Source organism: uncultured Methylibium sp. (genome assembly GCF_902826655.1).
GTDB lineage: Bacteria > Pseudomonadota > Gammaproteobacteria > Burkholderiales > Burkholderiaceae_C > Methylibium.
The window spans coordinates 1-14,277 of the sequence record NZ_CADEFR010000075.1 but is presented as its reverse complement, the minus strand read 5'-3'; the positions used below and the strand labels follow the sequence as shown (position 1 = coordinate 14,277).

Annotated in this window: 16 protein-coding genes; 11 read left to right on the top strand and 5 right to left on the bottom strand. The window is 71.2% G+C overall.

From position 1 onward, the window contains the following. Positions 1-143 precede the first annotated feature (143 nt). The 4 genes from QZV97_RS18585 (at position 144) to QZV97_RS18570 (ending at position 2,996) form a co-directional block, all read left to right on the top strand. Entirely contained in the window at positions 144-1,106 is a 963-nt protein-coding gene (locus QZV97_RS18585; RefSeq protein WP_295646127.1) for a ribose-phosphate pyrophosphokinase, read from the top strand. A gap of 83 nt (positions 1,107-1,189) precedes the next feature. Then, positions 1,190-1,837 carry a 50S ribosomal protein L25/general stress protein Ctc gene (locus QZV97_RS18580; protein WP_295646124.1) on the top strand — a complete coding sequence of 216 codons (648 nt, stop codon included), beginning with the start codon at positions 1,190-1,192 and terminating at the stop codon, positions 1,835-1,837. An 80-nt stretch (positions 1,838-1,917) separates the two neighbouring features. Further along, positions 1,918-2,577: an aminoacyl-tRNA hydrolase gene (gene pth, locus QZV97_RS18575; protein ID WP_295646120.1), complete on the top strand. Its 660-nt coding sequence runs from the start codon at positions 1,918-1,920 to the stop codon at positions 2,575-2,577. Then, a complete protein-coding gene (locus QZV97_RS18570; protein WP_295646079.1) occupies positions 2,574-2,996 on the top strand; it encodes a hypothetical protein in 423 nt (140 codons plus the stop codon). Before pth ends, QZV97_RS18570 begins: the two co-directional genes overlap by 4 nt. 15 nt (positions 2,997-3,011) lie before the next feature. Here QZV97_RS18570 and QZV97_RS18565 read toward each other — a convergent pair whose 3' ends face one another. The 3 genes from QZV97_RS18565 to rsmD are packed head-to-tail and all read right to left on the bottom strand — an operon-like array spanning position 3,012 to position 4,452. After that, positions 3,012-3,284, bottom strand: a complete 273-nt coding sequence (locus tag QZV97_RS18565; RefSeq protein ID WP_295646077.1) for a YfhL family 4Fe-4S dicluster ferredoxin — start codon at positions 3,282-3,284, stop codon at positions 3,012-3,014. A gap of 11 nt (positions 3,285-3,295) precedes the next feature. Then, the gene (gene coaD / locus QZV97_RS18560) at positions 3,296-3,796 is read right to left on the bottom strand and encodes a pantetheine-phosphate adenylyltransferase (RefSeq protein WP_295646074.1); all 501 of its coding nucleotides are present in this window, start codon (positions 3,794-3,796) and stop codon (positions 3,296-3,298) included. Between the two features lie 35 nt (positions 3,797-3,831). Next, positions 3,832-4,452, bottom strand: a complete 621-nt coding sequence (rsmD, locus tag QZV97_RS18555) for a 16S rRNA (guanine(966)-N(2))-methyltransferase RsmD (protein ID WP_295646071.1) — start codon at positions 4,450-4,452, stop codon at positions 3,832-3,834. Between the two features lie 38 nt (positions 4,453-4,490). Here rsmD and ftsY point away from each other — a divergent pair, with 38 nt between their 5' ends. Beyond that, positions 4,491-5,474: a signal recognition particle-docking protein FtsY gene (ftsY, locus tag QZV97_RS18550; RefSeq protein WP_295646069.1), complete on the top strand. Its 984-nt coding sequence runs from the start codon at positions 4,491-4,493 to the stop codon at positions 5,472-5,474. Positions 5,475-5,483: 9 nt separating this feature from the next. On the opposite strand, the gene QZV97_RS18545 is transcribed toward ftsY, so the two are convergent. Beyond that, positions 5,484-6,239, bottom strand: coding sequence for a DUF2726 domain-containing protein (locus QZV97_RS18545; RefSeq protein ID WP_295646066.1), 756 nt, complete (start codon positions 6,237-6,239; stop codon positions 5,484-5,486). Between the two features lie 120 nt (positions 6,240-6,359). Then, a complete protein-coding gene (gene ffh, locus QZV97_RS18540; RefSeq protein WP_295646063.1) occupies positions 6,360-7,733 on the bottom strand; it encodes a signal recognition particle protein in 1,374 nt (457 codons plus the stop codon). A 91-nt stretch (positions 7,734-7,824) separates the two neighbouring features. Here ffh and ccsA point away from each other — a divergent pair, with 91 nt between their 5' ends. From ccsA to QZV97_RS18510, 6 genes are all read left to right on the top strand, one after another. Further along, entirely contained in the window at positions 7,825-8,643 is an 819-nt protein-coding gene (ccsA, locus tag QZV97_RS18535) for a cytochrome c biogenesis protein CcsA (protein WP_295646061.1), read from the top strand. An 8-nt stretch (positions 8,644-8,651) separates the two neighbouring features. Continuing rightward, a complete protein-coding gene (locus QZV97_RS18530; RefSeq protein ID WP_295646059.1) occupies positions 8,652-8,882 on the top strand; it encodes a PP0621 family protein in 231 nt (76 codons plus the stop codon). Then, complete coding sequence (locus QZV97_RS18525) at positions 8,882-10,750, top strand: ATP-binding protein (RefSeq protein ID WP_295646056.1); 1,869 nt, start codon at positions 8,882-8,884, stop codon at positions 10,748-10,750. The genes QZV97_RS18530 and QZV97_RS18525 overlap by 1 nt, the downstream gene beginning before the upstream one ends. Beyond that, positions 10,747-12,339, top strand: coding sequence for a sigma-54 dependent transcriptional regulator (locus QZV97_RS18520; protein ID WP_295646053.1), 1,593 nt, complete (start codon positions 10,747-10,749; stop codon positions 12,337-12,339). Before QZV97_RS18525 ends, QZV97_RS18520 begins: the two co-directional genes overlap by 4 nt. Further along, entirely contained in the window at positions 12,336-12,938 is a 603-nt protein-coding gene (gene ampD, locus QZV97_RS18515; protein ID WP_295646050.1) for a 1,6-anhydro-N-acetylmuramyl-L-alanine amidase AmpD, read from the top strand. Before QZV97_RS18520 ends, ampD begins: the two co-directional genes overlap by 4 nt. A 468-nt stretch (positions 12,939-13,406) precedes the next feature. Then, the coding region (locus tag QZV97_RS18510; protein WP_295646047.1) for an ATP cone domain-containing protein at positions 13,407-14,277 on the top strand (871 nt) is incomplete at its 3' end.

Here is a 14,277-nt window from a genome sequence, read left to right as displayed (position 1 = left end):
GCATCGGATTTTGATTCCGACATGCGAGGGTTCGAGTCCTTCCTCCCCTGCCAAAGTTCGTGAGTGAAGCATGGCGCCCGCCGAGGGCGCCATGCCTTTTTTGATCAAACAGGTTCCGACGGTCGATCCTCAGCGGAGTCGTCATGCTCGCCAACACCGTGCTCTACACCGGCAATGCCAATCCCGCGCTGGCGCAGGAGATCGCCACGGCGCTGGGCATCGAGCTCGGCCGGGCCGCGGTAGGGCGCTTCACCGACGGCGAAGTGACCGTCGAGATCCAGCAGAACGTGCGTGCCCGCGACATCTTCGTGGTGCAGCCGACCTGCGCGCCGGTGAACGAGAGCCTGATGGAGCTCTTCATCATGGTCGATGCGCTCAAGCGTGCGTCGGCCGGGCGCATCACCGCGGTGATCCCGTACTTCGGCTATGCGCGCCAGGACCGCCGGCCGCGCTCGACGCGGGTGCCGATCTCGGCCAAGGTCGTCGCCAACATGCTCGAGGCGGTCGGCGTGAACCGCGTGCTGACGATGGACCTGCACGCCGACCAGATCCAGGGCTTCTTCGACATCCCGGTCGACAACATCTATGCCTCGCCCGTGCTGCTGTCGGACCTGAAGAGCAAGCAGTACCAGGACCTGATCGTCGTCTCGCCCGATGTCGGCGGCGTGGTCCGCGCACGCGCGCTGGCCAAGCAGCTGGGCTGCGACCTCGCGATCATCGACAAGCGCCGCCCGGCGCCGAACGTGTCCGAGGTGATGCACGTGATCGGCGAGATCGAAGGCCGCAACTGCGTGATCATGGACGACATGATCGACACCGCCGGCACGCTGGTGAAGGCGGCCGAGGTGCTGAAGGAGCGCGGTGCGAAGAGCGTCTACGCCTATTGCACGCACCCGGTGTTCTCCGGCCCGGCGATCGAGCGCATCAAGAACTCGCAGATCGACGAGGTCGTCATCACCAACACCATCCCGCTCAGCGCGGGGGCCAAGGCCACGACCAAGATCCGGCAGCTGTCGGTGGCCTTCCTGTTTGCCGAGACCATCCGCCGCATCTCGGACGGCGAGTCGGTCACGTCCCTCTTCTCGGAGCAGAACAACAACTTCTGATCCGTGATCGCGCCCGCCGGCATGGGGTCGGCGGGTTTGTACAGGCGCCTGGTCGCGGGCGCCTTCCTCTCAGGAGAACCATCATGAAATTCGTCGCCTACGCACGCGACAAGCAGGGGACCGGAGCGAGCCGCCGCCTGCGTATTTCGGGCAAGGTGCCCGGCATCGTCTACGGCGCCGGTGAGCCCGTGACGATCGAGCTCGACCACAACGCGCTGTTCCATGCGCTGAAGAAGGAGGCCTTCCACTCCTCGCTGCTCGACATGGAACTGGCCGGCAAGTCGCAGCAGGTGCTGCTGCGCGACGTGCAGATGCACGCCTACAAGCCGCAGGTGCTGCACGTGGACTTCCAGCGCGTCGATGCCACCACGCGCATCCAGAAGAAGGTGCCGCTGCACTTCGTCAACGAGGAGAACGCGCCGGGCGTCAAGACCGACAAGGGCGTGATGTCGCACGTGGTCACCGACCTCGAGATCGAGTGCCTGGCCTCGCAGCTGCCCGAGTTCCTGACGGTCGATCTCGGCCATCTGGGCAAGGGCCAGTCGCTGCACGTCAACGACCTCAAGCTCGACGCCGGCATCAAGGTCGTGCTGCGCGGCCGCAAGAATCCGGTGATCGCCACCGTGGTGGCGCAGGCCGCCGAGGAAGCCCAGCCCGAGGTCGTGGCCGTCGCCGCACCGGCGGCCGCGCCGGCCAAGGGCAAGAAGGACGAGAAGCAGAACCGCAAGTGACCGGCGGGCCTCGTGCCCTCCCCCGGCAGGCCCCGCTTCGGCGGGGCTTTTTTCTTGCCGCCCTCGCGATAATCCCGGCCATGATTCGATTGATGGTCGGCCTCGGCAATCCGGGCAGCGAGTACGAGGCGACGCGCCACAACGCCGGCTTCTGGTGGATCGACGCCGTGGCGCGGCAGCTCAGGGCCACGCTGCACCCCGAGCGCAGCTACCACGGCCTCGTGGCCCGCGTGAACCTGCCGGACCGTCGCGACGCCCCGCTGTGGCTGCTGGAGCCGCAGACCTACATGAACGTGTCGGGCAAGTCGGTCGCGGCGCTGGCGCGCTTCTTCAAGATCGCGCCGGACGAGATCCTCGTCGCGCACGACGAACTCGACCTGCCGCCGGGCGAGATGAAGCTCAAGCAGGGCGGCGGTCACGCCGGCCACAACGGCCTGCGGGACATCCACGCCCAGCTCGGTGCCACCGACTACTGGCGGCTGCGACTCGGCATCGGCCACCCGGGCGTGAAGACCGAGGTGGCGAACTACGTGCTCGGCAAGCCGATGGCCGAGCATCGCGAGGCCATCGTGGCCGCGATCGACCGTTCGCTGACGGCGCTGGACGCGCTGCTGGCCGGCGACATGGGCAAGGCGACGATGCGCCTGCACACGACCAAGCCGCCCCGGCCCAAGCCGCCGCGGCCGGTCGAGGCCGAGGTCGCCGTGCCGGCCATCGTGCCGCGCAAGGACGCCGTATGAACAGCCGCGCCTTCGCGGCCGCGCTGCTTCTGGGTCTCGCCGGTGGCGTGGTCACGGCGGCGCCGGCGACGGTGTACCGCTGTGGGCCTGACGGCCGCAGCTATTCGCAGCAGCCCTGCGCCGACGGTCGTGCGATCGATGTCGACGATGCGCGGCCTGCCGACGAACGTTCCGACGCCGCGGCGGCCGTCCGTCGCGATGCCGCGTTGGCGCGACAACTGGAGCGCGAGCGTCGCGTGGCGGAATTGCGCGCACCGCGGGCCGCCGGCTTCAACGCGCCGCGCCCCGCAGCAGCCAAGCCGGCCCGGGTCGACCCGCCGAAAGGCCGGGCCAACACCAGATCGCGCGCTTCCAGGCCGTCCAAGACAGCGCCGGCCGTACCCTCGAAGGCCGCGCCCGACGCCGTGGCCACGCGCTGACGACGCAGCGGCCCTTCAGCCCTCGGCCGGTGGCTGAGCGGGCTCGCCGACCAGCTGCCGGAATTTCGCCCACAGCTGCGACTTGCCTTCCACGTGCGCCGGATTCACCGGGATGCAGGCCACCGGGCAGACCTGCACGCACTGGGGTTCGTCGAAGTGGCCGACGCACTCGGTGCAGCGTGACGGGTCGATCACGTAGATCTCCGGGCCCAACGAGATCGCCTGGTTGGGGCACTCGGGCTCGCAGACATCGCAGTTGATGCACTCGTCGGTGATCATCAAGGCCATGCCGGCCTCCGTCATTCGCTCTGGCTGACGCGATCGCGCAGCCGCTTCAGCACCGACGGTGCCACGAACTTGGAGACATCACCGCCGAGGGTGGCAATCTCGCGGACGAAGGTGCCGCTGACGAACTGGTACTGGTCGCTCGGCGTGAGGAACACGGTTTCCACGTCCGGCATCAGCTGGCGGTTCATGCCCGCCATCTGGAACTCGTACTCGAAGTCGCTGACCGCGCGCAGGCCGCGCACCACGACACGCCCCCCGTGCTCGACGACGAAGTCGCGCAGCAGGCCGCGGAAGGCCACGACCTCGACGTTGGGATAGGGCGCCGCCAGCTCCTGCGCGATGTCGAGCCGCTCGGCGATCGTGAACATGGTGCGCTTGTGATGGCCGGCCGCCACCGCGACGATCAACCGCGGGAACAGCAGGCTGGCGCGGCGCATCAGGTCCTCGTGCCCCAGGGTCATCGGGTCGAAGGTGCCGGGGTAGACGGCGCTCAGGCCGGAGTTGAAGGGCACGGGGCGATCCTCGAGGAGCCAGTCTGCGGCGGAGTTTATGCCGCGGTGTCGATCGGCCGCATCAGGTGGGCGTGGACCCGCCCGGCGTGCAGGTGGCGATGCAGCCGCAGGCCGCGCGCGGCGCAGGCCCCCGCGTCGAAGGCGCTGTCGGTCTCGAGGTAGAGGAAGCCGTGGCCGGTCAGCAGCAGTCTGGCCGCATCGAGCGCGGGTTCGGCCAGGCCGGCGTCGAACGGCGGATCCAGCAGGACCAGGTCGAACGGCGCGGCGATGCGAGCGGCCATCCAGGCCAGCGCGTCGGCGACCTCGATGCGCAGTTGCGTTGCCCCGAGTCGCTGCTGCACTGATCGCAGACTGGCTGCGAGCCGCGGGTCGCGTTCGAGTAGCACGACCTCGGTCGCACCGCGCGATGCGGCCTCGAAGCCGAGCGCGCCGCTTCCGGCGAAGGCGTCGAGGCAGCGCCAGCCGCTCAGGTCCTGCCCCAGCCAGTTGAAGAGGGTCTCGCGCACGCGGTCCGGTGTCGGGCGCAGGCCGGGCGAGTCGGGGATCGGCAGCCGGCTGCGCTTCCACTGCCCGCCGATCAGGCGCAACTCGCCCGCGCCGCGTGTCGCGGGGGCAGGGCGGAGGGGCGGGCGGGCGCTGCGGGTCACGCGCGGCATTCTGGCAGCGCGCGTGCGCTCTCTAGAATCCATGCTACATGTTCAGTTTCTTCAAGAAGAAGGCCGCCGAGCCGGTGCCGGTCGAGCCCGCCGCCGCGATTGCCGAAGCCCGCCGTCCGTGGCTCGACCGCCTGAAGGCCGGGCTGCGGCGCACCGGCGGCAGCATCACCCAGGTCTTCACGGGCACGCGCATCGACGATGCCTTGTACGAGGAACTCGAGGCCGCGCTGCTGCAGGCCGACGCCGGCCTGCCGGCGACGACGCACCTGCTCGCGGACCTGAAGCGCCGCGTCAAGGACGCTCGCGCGACCGAGCCGCTGGCGGTGAAGGCCTTGCTCGCCGACGCGGTGGCCGATCTGCTCGCCCCCTTGCACAGGCCGCTGCAACTGGGCGATGCGCAGCCGACCGTGATCATGGTGGCCGGCGTCAACGGCGCCGGCAAGACCACCAGCATCGGCAAGCTGACGCGCCACCTGGCCGAGGACGGCGTCAAGGTGCTGCTGGCGGCCGCCGACACCTTCCGCGCCGCGGCCAAGGAGCAGCTCGCGGTATGGGCCGACCGCAACCAGGTCGAGATCGTCAGCCAGGAAGGCGGCGACCCCGCCGCGGTGAGCTTCGACGCGGTGAAGGCGGGCCAGGCGCGCGGCTGCGAAGTCGTCATCGCCGACACGGCGGGCCGCCTGCCGACGCAGCCGCACCTGATGGAAGAGCTGCGCAAGATCCGCCGCACGCTGGGCAAGGCGATGGACGGGGCGCCGCACGAGCGGCTGCTGGTCATCGACGGCAACACCGGGCAGAACGCCCTGGCCCAAGTGCAGGCCTTCGACGCCGTGCTGGACCTGACCGGCCTGATCGTCACCAAGCTCGACGGCACCGCCAAGGGCGGCGTGCTGGCGGCGATCGCGCTGTGGTCGCGTGGCCGGCCGACGCCGGTGCCGGTCTACTTCATCGGTGTCGGCGAGAAGCTCGAAGACCTGGAGACCTTCGACGCGCGCGAGTTCGCGCAGGCCTTGCTGACCTGAGCCGGGCGCTCAGGCCTTCAGCGGATCGAGCGCCATCGGCGCCGAGTCGAGGTTGTCGAACCAGGTCGACGGCGTCGGCTCGGCGACACCCTGGTCGTGATCGGCCTGGGCCAGCGCCAGCGAGCCGTCGAGGATGACCTCGTCCAGCGTCGCCAGCCCGCCGACCGCCGCCGCCGCAGGGGCCGACGGTGCCAGCGTGTGCGTCCGCACCTTCGCGCCGCCTTCCTGGCTGCTCAGGCCTTCGGGCGCACCGAGCACCTGCTCGCGGACGACCTGGGCGTGCGGCAGCGCTTCCTCGTTCCAGACCACGACACGGATGCCGGCCTGGCGCAGCACGCGGTCCATGCGGGCGTGGCGCTTGCGCGTGCGCTCGCTGTCCTTGCCGGGAGGCCGGCGCACGTCGACGACGGCGATGACCTGGGAGCTGGCGTCGCAGACCACCAGGTCGGCACACAGCTGGCCGCAGCGGTGCATCCACTCCTGATAGGAGTTGCGGGTCGGGACCTTGATGAAGCGCGACAGCGGCAGCTGCGCCAGCACCATGTAGTCGGGCAGGGCCCGCGCGAGCATGAGGTGGGCGCGCCGCTCGGCCGCGGTCAGGACCTTGGTCACCTCCGGCGGCCAGCCGACCACCGTGTCGAGGCCTTCGACGCGCTGCACGCGCGGCGCGGACGCCTTGCTGGTCTTGGTGGGGCGGCGCCGGAGCAGCCAGAGGGCAAGCAGGCCGGCCGAAAGGACCAGGGCAACCAGAGCGATCGGATCCATGAACGTGACGGCCAGCGGGGAGAGGACCGCCAAGTTAAAGCCTGGTTCCGTGCCCGTCAATGCAGCTTCGCACGGGGCGCGCCGCTGTCACATCCGGTTGCCAAATCCGTCGCGAAGGCGTCAGCGCGGCGGGCCGCCCTTGAAGCCGCCCATGCCACCCATGCGCTTCATCATCTTCATCATGCCGCCGCCCTTCATCTTCTTCATCATCCCCTGCATCTGCTCGAACTGGTTCAGCAGGCGGTTCACCTCCTGCACCTGAACGCCGGCCCCGGCGGCGATGCGGCGCTTGCGGCTGGCCTTCAGCAGCTCGGGCTTGCGCCGTTCGAGCGGCGTCATCGAGCGGATGATCCCTTCCATGCGACGCACGTCGCGCTCGGCCCGGTCCATGTCGGCGGCGCCGACGTTGGCGGCCTTGCCCGCCAGCTGGGTCGGCAGCTTGTCGATGAGGCCGGACAGGCCGCCCATCTTCTTCATCTGCGAGATCTGCCCGAGGAAATCCTCCAGATCGAAGCCCGAGCCGGACTTGACCTTGTCGGCCAGCTTCTGGGCGGCCTGCATGTCGACGCCGGCCTGCACCTGCTCGACCAGCGCGACGATGTCGCCCATGCCCAGCACGCGCCCGGCGTGGCGCTCGGCGTCGAAGGCCTCCAGGCCGTCGAGCTTCTCGGACACGCCGGCGAACTTGATCGGCGCGCCGGTGACCTGCCGCACCGACAGCGCCGCACCGCCGCGCGCGTCGCCGTCGAGCTTGGTCAGCACGATGCCGGTCAGCGGCAGCGCGTCCTTGAAGGCCTTGGCGACGTTGATCGCGTCCTGGCCCTGCATGGCGTCGACGACGAACAGCGTCTCGATCGGGTTCAGCGCCGCGTGCAGCGCGCGGATCTCGGCCATCATGGCCTCGTCGATCGCCAGCCGGCCGGCCGTGTCGACCAGCAGCACGTCGACGAAGTGCTTCTTCGCGTAGTCCAGTGCCGCCAGCGCGATGTCGACCGGCTGGTCGCTGGTCTGCGAGGGGAACCACTCGGCCCCGGCCTGCTTCGTCACGGTCTTCAGCTGCTCGATCGCGGCCGGCCGGTAGACGTCGCCCGAGACGGTCAGCACCTTCTTCTTGCGGCCGACCAGGTGGCGCGCCAGCTTGGCGGTCGTCGTCGTCTTGCCGGCGCCCTGCAGGCCGGCCATCAGGATCACTGCCGGCGGCTGGGTCGCGAGGTTCAGCTCGGCGACACCGTCGCCCATCGTCGCGGCCAGCTCCTTGTGCACCACGCCGACCAGCGCCTGGCCGGGGGACAGCGAGCCGACCACTTCCTGGCCGAGCGCCTTCTCCTTCACGCGGGCCACGAAATCGCGCACCACCGGCAGCGCCACGTCGGCCTCCAGCAGCGCCATGCGCACCTCGCGCAGCATGTCCTGCACGTTGTCTTCGGTGATGCGGGCCTGGCCGCGCATCGTCTTGACGAGCCGGCTCAGGCGTTCGGAAAGGGCGGAGGCCATCGGGGGATCTCGGTCGGGGCGCGAAGCCGTGAGCCGGCAGGCGCACAGGTCGTCAGCGTGTCGTCGCGGAGCGCGAAAGTACACTGACGCCATGAGTTTATCGCTGGCCGGTTCGAGCCTCTGGCTGTTGAGCGCGACGAGCGCGGTCGCCCTCGCCGGCTACCTGAGCGCCGCGCTCAAGCGCGATGCCGACTGGTTCGGCGTCGCGCTGGGCATCGGCTGGCTCGCGCATGCCTTCGCGATCGGCCTGCACACCGCCGGCATCGGCGAGGCCCAGCCCGGCGTGCGTTTCGGCTTCGCCCCAGCGCTGTCGGTCACCTTGTGGCTGGTGCTCGCGGTCTACGCGATCGAGAGCCGTTTCGTGCCGCTGGTCGGCGTGCGGCGCCCGCTGGCGCTGCTGGGCGCGGCAGTGGTGGAACTGGCCCTGCTGTTCCCCGGCGAGCTGCGGCCGCATGCCGGCTCTCCGTGGGCTCCGATGCACTGGGTGCTGGGTATCGCGTCCTACGGCCTGTTCGGCGCGGCGCTGCTTCATGCCGCGCTGCTGCGACGCTCCGAGCAGCAGCTGCGCCACAAGCCGGCGGCCGGGGCGCCAGCCGCACCCGCCCAGGGCCTGCCGCTGCTGCGGCTGGAGAAGCTGACCTTCCGTTTCGTCGCGGCCGGTTTCGTCGTGCTGTCGGCGACCTTGCTGCTCGGCTGGTGGTTCGCCAATCCCTGGCGCTGGGACCACAAGAGCGTGTTCTCGGTGCTGGCCTGGGCGGTGTTCGCCGCGCTGCTGGCCGGGCGACGGGCCTTCGGCTGGCGCGGCCGCGTCGCCACGCGCTGGCTCTACGTGGGCGCCTTGCTGCTGCTGCTGTCGTACGTCGGCTCGCGCTTCGTGCTCGAGGTGCTGCTGCACCGCACGGCCCTCTGAGGAACCTCATGAAGTATCTGGTGCTGCTGCTGGTCGTGGTCGGCGTGCTGTGGTTCGCACGCTCGCGCGCCGGCAGGCTGTCGCGCCGCGGCGAGCCGCCGGCCCGTCCGCCGCAGCCGCAGGCCATGATCAGCTGCGTGCACTGCGGCGTGCACCTGCCGCGCGACGACGCGGTCGCCGGCGCGCAGGGGCTGTACTGCAGCGAGGCCCACCGCCTCGCCCACGGCGACCGTCGCTGATGGCCGATCCGGGCACGAGCGGCCGACGCGGCGGCGGCGCCGTCGACGGGTCCTGGTTCGGCGCACTCGACATGGCCGGCTCGGCCGGCGAGGACGCCGAGCACTCGCGCTACGACCGCGGCGAATGGCGCGAGTCCGACACCGCCGACTCGCGCTTCCTGTCGCGCCAGGCGCGGCGCATCGCCGGCTCGGGCGAGAGCGGCCTGCACCGGCTGTTCCGCGCCTTCGTCGCGTCGCGGGCCGCGCTGGGCGTGGCGCTGCTGGCGACCGAGATCGTCGTCACCTGGTTCGGTCCGCGGCCGCAGCGCGGCCTGGTGCTGAGCCTGTGCGCGGCCTATGCCCTGGCGGCGGTGCTGCTGTGGCTGCTGCCGGGGCTGTTCGGCGAGCCGCCGACGGCGACGCAGACGCGGCTGCGGCAGCGGCAGTGGCTGGCAACGATCGGCCTGGACCTCCTCACTTTCGCGGCCCTGCACCTGCTGACCGGCGGCGGCGGCCTGAACTATTCCGCGCTGCTGGTGCTGCCCGTGCTGATGGCCGGCGTGCTGACGCCGCGGCTGCAGGCGCTGGGCGTCGCGGCGGCCGGCACGCTGGTGATCCTGCTGGCGGCGGGGCTCAGCATCGCGGCCGGCGGGGAGACCGCGCTGGTGCTCACGCAGGCCGGCCTGGGCGGCGTCGGCCTGTTCGTCGTCGGCCTGCTGGCCGGTGAGCTGTCGGGCCGGCTCGCCCGAGAGGAGCGCACCGCGCGCGGCAGCCTCGAGATGGCGCGCCAGCAGGCGCAGCTGAACCGGCTGGTGCTCGAGGAGATGCAGGACGGCGTGATGGTCGTCGACCGGCGCGGCCGGGTGCGTGCCGCCAACCCGGCCGCGCGCAGTCTGCTGGACGAGCCGGCAGTGAGCGCCGGCCCGAGCTTCGCGCTGGGCGGCGTGCCGGCCTGGGAGCCGCTGGTCCGGGCGGTCGACCGCGCGTTCGGCGAAGGCCACTGGCCCGAGAACGGCCGCGACATCTCGCTGTCGCGTCCGCCCGGCGCCAACGCCGTGAGCCAGCTGCGCCTGAAGGTGCGCTTCACGCACCGGCGCGAGACCGGTGCGCCCGAGGACTACTGCGTGCTCTTCCTCGAAGACCTGCGCCTGGTGCAGGCGCGCCTGCGTCAGGAGAAGCTCGCCGCGATGGGGCGGGTGTCGGCCGGCATCGCCCACGAGATCCGCAATCCGCTGACCGCGATCATGCAGGCCAACGCGCTGATGGCCGAGGACGCCGCGACGCCGCAGCAGCAGCAGCTCACCCGCATGATCGGCGACAACGCCGAGCGGCTGAAGCGCATCGTCGACGACGTGATGCACGTCGCGCCGGGCGTGGCTCCCGAGCCCGCGCCGCTGGACGCGGCGAACGAAGTAGCGACGATCTGCAGCGAGTGGATGCGCACCGCGCAACTGGTGCCCGGCGCGGCCTGCCCGGTGCAGGTCGATCTGCCGGCCGAGCCGCTGGGCGTGCGCTTTGACGGCGAGCACCTGCGGCGCGTGCTCGTCAACCTGCTCGACAACGCGCACCGCCACGGCAGCCGCTCCCCCGGTGCCGTGCAGGTGCGGCTGGCGGTGCTGGACGACGCGCGCGCGCTGCTCGGCGTCGCCAGCGACGGGCAACCGATCCCGCCCGAAGTCGAGCGCTATCTGTTCGAGCCCTTCTTCTCGACCCGCAGCCGCGGCACGGGCCTGGGCCTGTATATTTGCCGCGAACTGTGCGAACGCTACGGCGCGAGCATCGACTATGCCGCGCGCAGCGCCTCCGAGCGCCGCCGCAACGTGTTCTCGGTGGCGATGCGCCGCGTGGCGCTGGCCGACGGCGATCCCGCCCTTCACTTCAACGCATGAGCTCCGCCTCGCACTTCAGCCTGCTGGTCGTCGACGACGAGCCCGACCTGCGCACGCTGTACGAGCTGACGCTGCTGCGCGAGGGCTACGACATCGAGACCGCGGGCACGGTCGAGGACGCCTGGGCCCAGCTGAGCGACCGCACCTTCAGCGCGGTGATCACCGACATGCGGTTGCCCGACGGCAGCGGCCTGGACCTGCTGCGCCGGCTCGAGGAAGCCGGGCGGCGCGAGAAGGCCATCGTCATCACCGCCTACGGCTCGGCCGAGAGCGCGGTCGAGGCGCTCAAGGCCGGCGCCTACGACTACCTGACCAAGCCGGTCGACCTCAAGCTGTTCCGCAGCGTGGTCGCCTCGGCGCTGGGCCGCTCGGCGTCGACCGGGCCGACCGTCCAGCCGGACCAGCTGCCGTCCGAGACCGGCGCGCGCCCGGTGCGCGGCAGCGTGTCGGTGCGGCCCGCGCCGACGGTCGTGATCGGGCCGGCCTCGGCCGCGGGGAGCGGCACGCTGGCCCGCATGGCCGGCACATCCCTGGCGATGCAGCAGGTGCGCTCACTGGTCGAGAAGGTCGCACGCAGCATGGCGCCGGTGCTGGTGCACGGCGAGTCCGGCACGGGCAAGGAACTCGTCGCCCGCGCGATCCACGACGTGAGCGCGCGCCGCGCCCAGCCCTTCATCGCCGTCAACTGCGGCGCGATTCCCGAGCAGTTGCTCGAGGCCGAGTTCTTCGGCTACCGCAAGGGCGCCTTCACCGGCGCCAACGAGGACCGCGAGGGCTTCTTCCAGGCGGCTCGCGGCGGCACGCTCTTCCTCGACGAGATCGGCGACCTGCCGCTGTCGATGCAGAGCAAGCTGCTGCGGTCGATCCAGGAGCGCTCGGTGCGGCCGGTCGGCGCGACGCAGGAGGTGCCGCTCGACGTGCGCGTCGTCAGCGCGACCCACAAGAACCTGGCGGCCGATGTTCAGGCCGGGCGCTTCCGCCAGGACCTGTACTACCGGCTCAACGTCATCCAGATCCGCGTGCCGCCGCTGCGCGAGCGGCTCGAGGACCTGCCGGCGATCTGCGACCGGGTGCTGGAGCGCATCGCCCACGATGCCGGCATCAGCCCGCCGCCGCGCCTGACGCGCGAGGCGCTGGCCTACCTGCTGCGCTATCCCTTCGGTGGCAACGTGCGCGAGCTCGAGAACCTGCTCCACCGCGCCGTGGCGCTGTGCGACGGCGACCTGATCGACGTGCCCGACCTCGACCTGCCGGAGTCGGCGTTCAGCGACAGCGGACGCGCCGAGCTGTCCGCGCTGCGCGAGGAGGCGCGGCCGCCGGTCGCCCCGGCGCCGGTGCCGGTGGCCGCGAGCCCGGCACCGCTGCCCGACGACCTGGCCACCTACCTCGACGGCGTGGAGCGCGACATCCTCGTGCGGGCGCTGGAGCGCCACCGCTTCAACCGCACCGCCGCCGGCGCGAGCCTGGGCCTGTCGCTGCGCCAGATGCGCTACCGCATGGCCCGGCTGGGCGTGATGGTGGCCGAGCATGGGGTCGCGATCGGCAACGGCGACGAGGCCGACGACGCGATCGGCGACGAGCGGGCGTGAGCCGCGTGGCCGGCGTGGCGAACGGCTGGCGCGGCGGCTGGTGGTCGGCGGCGCGTCGCATCGAGTCGCCGAACCAGGGGCGCCGGCCGCGCGGCAGCGAGGTCACGCTGGCATTGATCCATTCGATCAGCCTGCCGCCCGGCCACTACGGCGGCGACGCGATCGAGCGGCTGTTCACCAATGCGCTGGACTGGGACGCGCATCCCTATTACCGGCAGATCCGCGGGCTCGAGGTATCGTCGCACTTCGTGCTGCGGCGCGACGGCGAGCTGCTGCAGTTCGTCTCGACGACGAAGCGCGCGTGGCACGCCGGTCGATCGTCGTGGCGCGGCCGCGAGAACTGCAACGACTACGCGGTCGGCATCGAGCTCGAGGGCCTGGAGGGCGAGCGCTTCGAGGACGCGCAGTACGAGGGCCTGGCCGGGCTGCTGCGCGCGCTGGTGCAGCGTCATCCGACGATCGACGGCATCGCCGGCCACGAGCACGTCGCGCCGGATCGCAAGCGCGATCCGGGACCGGGCTTCGACTGGGCGCGCCTGCAGGCGCAGGTCGACGGACCGCCGGGGTGGTTCCCGCCGCAGGTGCGCGTCGCGCGCTGAAGCGGCGCAAGGCGATGCACGCCGGCACGGATCGCGTCCTAGGGCAAATACGCTATAGCTAGTGCTTGTAGTGGCATCGAGCGCTAGATATAGTGTCCAGCATGCTATCCTTCGTTGCCTGATCCAGCGTCGCCGCCACAGCATCGGGAAGGCCGTCAGCGCGTGAACATCGCTCCCGTTTCGACTGCTTGCCAGCGGTCATGCCAGCGGCCACACGCTGCCCGATGCGCCGGATTCCATCCGGGCGAGAACGACCCCGAACCGGCATCGACCGGAGGCTCCCCGCGGATCGCGGGCCCCACGCAAGCCAGCCTGCAAGCCGCCTGAGCGGTGAGCGGGCCGGGGCTTCGTCTGTCGCCGCCGCCCGCCGCCGCACCCCCGTACACCGACAAGAGAACTGAAAGGGAAGTCATGCAAACCACCAGCACCAGCGTTCCGACTGCCGCCGTTGCCGGCGCAGGCGTTGCGATGCCGGGCGCCCGGCCCGCCGTGGGCGCGTCCGCCTACGCCGGCTACCAGATCATCCGGCGCAACGGGGCGGTGGTGACCTTCGAGCCGAACAAGATCGCGGTCGCGCTGATGAAGGCCTTCCTGGCGGTGCACGGCACGCAGGGCGCGGCGTCGGCCAGCGTGCGCGAGACGGTCGACGGCCTGACCGAGTCGGTGGTGCGCGCGCTGCTGCGCTCGCGGCCGGGCGGCGGCAGCTTCCACATCGAGGACATCCAGGACGCGGTCGAACTGGGCCTGATGCGCGGCGGCCACCACGAGATCGCCCGGGCCTATGTGCTGTACCGCGAGCGCCGTGCGCAGGAGCGCGCCAAGCAGGGCGCGGTGGCGGCGGCGCCGACCACGACGCTGCAGGTGATCGACGGCGGCCAGCGCCGCCCGCTGGACATGGCGCAACTCGGCGCGCTGATCGAGTCGGCCTGCGCCGAACTCGGCGCGGAAGTCCAGGCGGCGCCGATCCTGGCCGAGACGCAGCGCAATCTCTACGACGGCGTGCCGATCGACGAGGTCTACAAGGCGGCCATCCTCGCGGCCCGCACGCTGATCGAGAAGGACCCGTCCTACACCCGCGCCACCGCGCGCCTGCTGATGCACACGATCCGCCGCGAGATCCTCGGCGAGGAAGTGACCCAGGCCGAGATGGCGACGCGCTACGCCGACTACTTCCCGGGGTTCATCAAGCAGGGCGTCGAGGCCGAACTGCTGGACGACAAGCTGCTGCAGTACGACCTGGCCAAGCTGGGCGCGGCACTGAAGCACGGCCGCGACCTGCAGTTCGACTACCTCGGCCTGCAGACGCTGTACGACCGCTACTTCCTGCACGTGCGCAAGA

What these genes read in the sequence shown, in the direction of transcription:
- ftsY (WP_295646069.1), top strand. Translation starts at nt 4,491, where the DNA reads ATGTTCAGTTTCTTCAAGAAGAAGGCCGCCGAGCCGGTGCCGGTCGAG.
- QZV97_RS18580 (WP_295646124.1), top strand. Translation starts at nt 1,190, where the DNA reads ATGAAATTCGTCGCCTACGCACGCGACAAGCAGGGGACCGGAGCGAGC.
- QZV97_RS18570 (WP_295646079.1), top strand. Translation starts at nt 2,574, where the DNA reads ATGAACAGCCGCGCCTTCGCGGCCGCGCTGCTTCTGGGTCTCGCCGGT.
- QZV97_RS18520 (WP_295646053.1), top strand. Translation starts at nt 10,747, where the DNA reads ATGAGCTCCGCCTCGCACTTCAGCCTGCTGGTCGTCGACGACGAGCCC.
- ccsA (WP_295646061.1), top strand. Translation starts at nt 7,825, where the DNA reads ATGAGTTTATCGCTGGCCGGTTCGAGCCTCTGGCTGTTGAGCGCGACG.
- QZV97_RS18525 (WP_295646056.1), top strand. Translation starts at nt 8,882, where the DNA reads ATGGCCGATCCGGGCACGAGCGGCCGACGCGGCGGCGGCGCCGTCGAC.
- QZV97_RS18545 (WP_295646066.1), bottom strand. Translation starts at nt 6,239, where the DNA reads ATGGATCCGATCGCTCTGGTTGCCCTGGTCCTTTCGGCCGGCCTGCTT.
- rsmD (WP_295646071.1), bottom strand. Translation starts at nt 4,452, where the DNA reads ATGCCGCGCGTGACCCGCAGCGCCCGCCCGCCCCTCCGCCCTGCCCCC.
- pth (WP_295646120.1), top strand. Translation starts at nt 1,918, where the DNA reads ATGATTCGATTGATGGTCGGCCTCGGCAATCCGGGCAGCGAGTACGAG.
- QZV97_RS18565 (WP_295646077.1), bottom strand. Translation starts at nt 3,284, where the DNA reads ATGGCCTTGATGATCACCGACGAGTGCATCAACTGCGATGTCTGCGAG.
- ffh (WP_295646063.1), bottom strand. Translation starts at nt 7,733, where the DNA reads ATGGCCTCCGCCCTTTCCGAACGCCTGAGCCGGCTCGTCAAGACGATG.
- QZV97_RS18530 (WP_295646059.1), top strand. Translation starts at nt 8,652, where the DNA reads ATGAAGTATCTGGTGCTGCTGCTGGTCGTGGTCGGCGTGCTGTGGTTC.
- QZV97_RS18585 (WP_295646127.1), top strand. Translation starts at nt 144, where the DNA reads ATGCTCGCCAACACCGTGCTCTACACCGGCAATGCCAATCCCGCGCTG.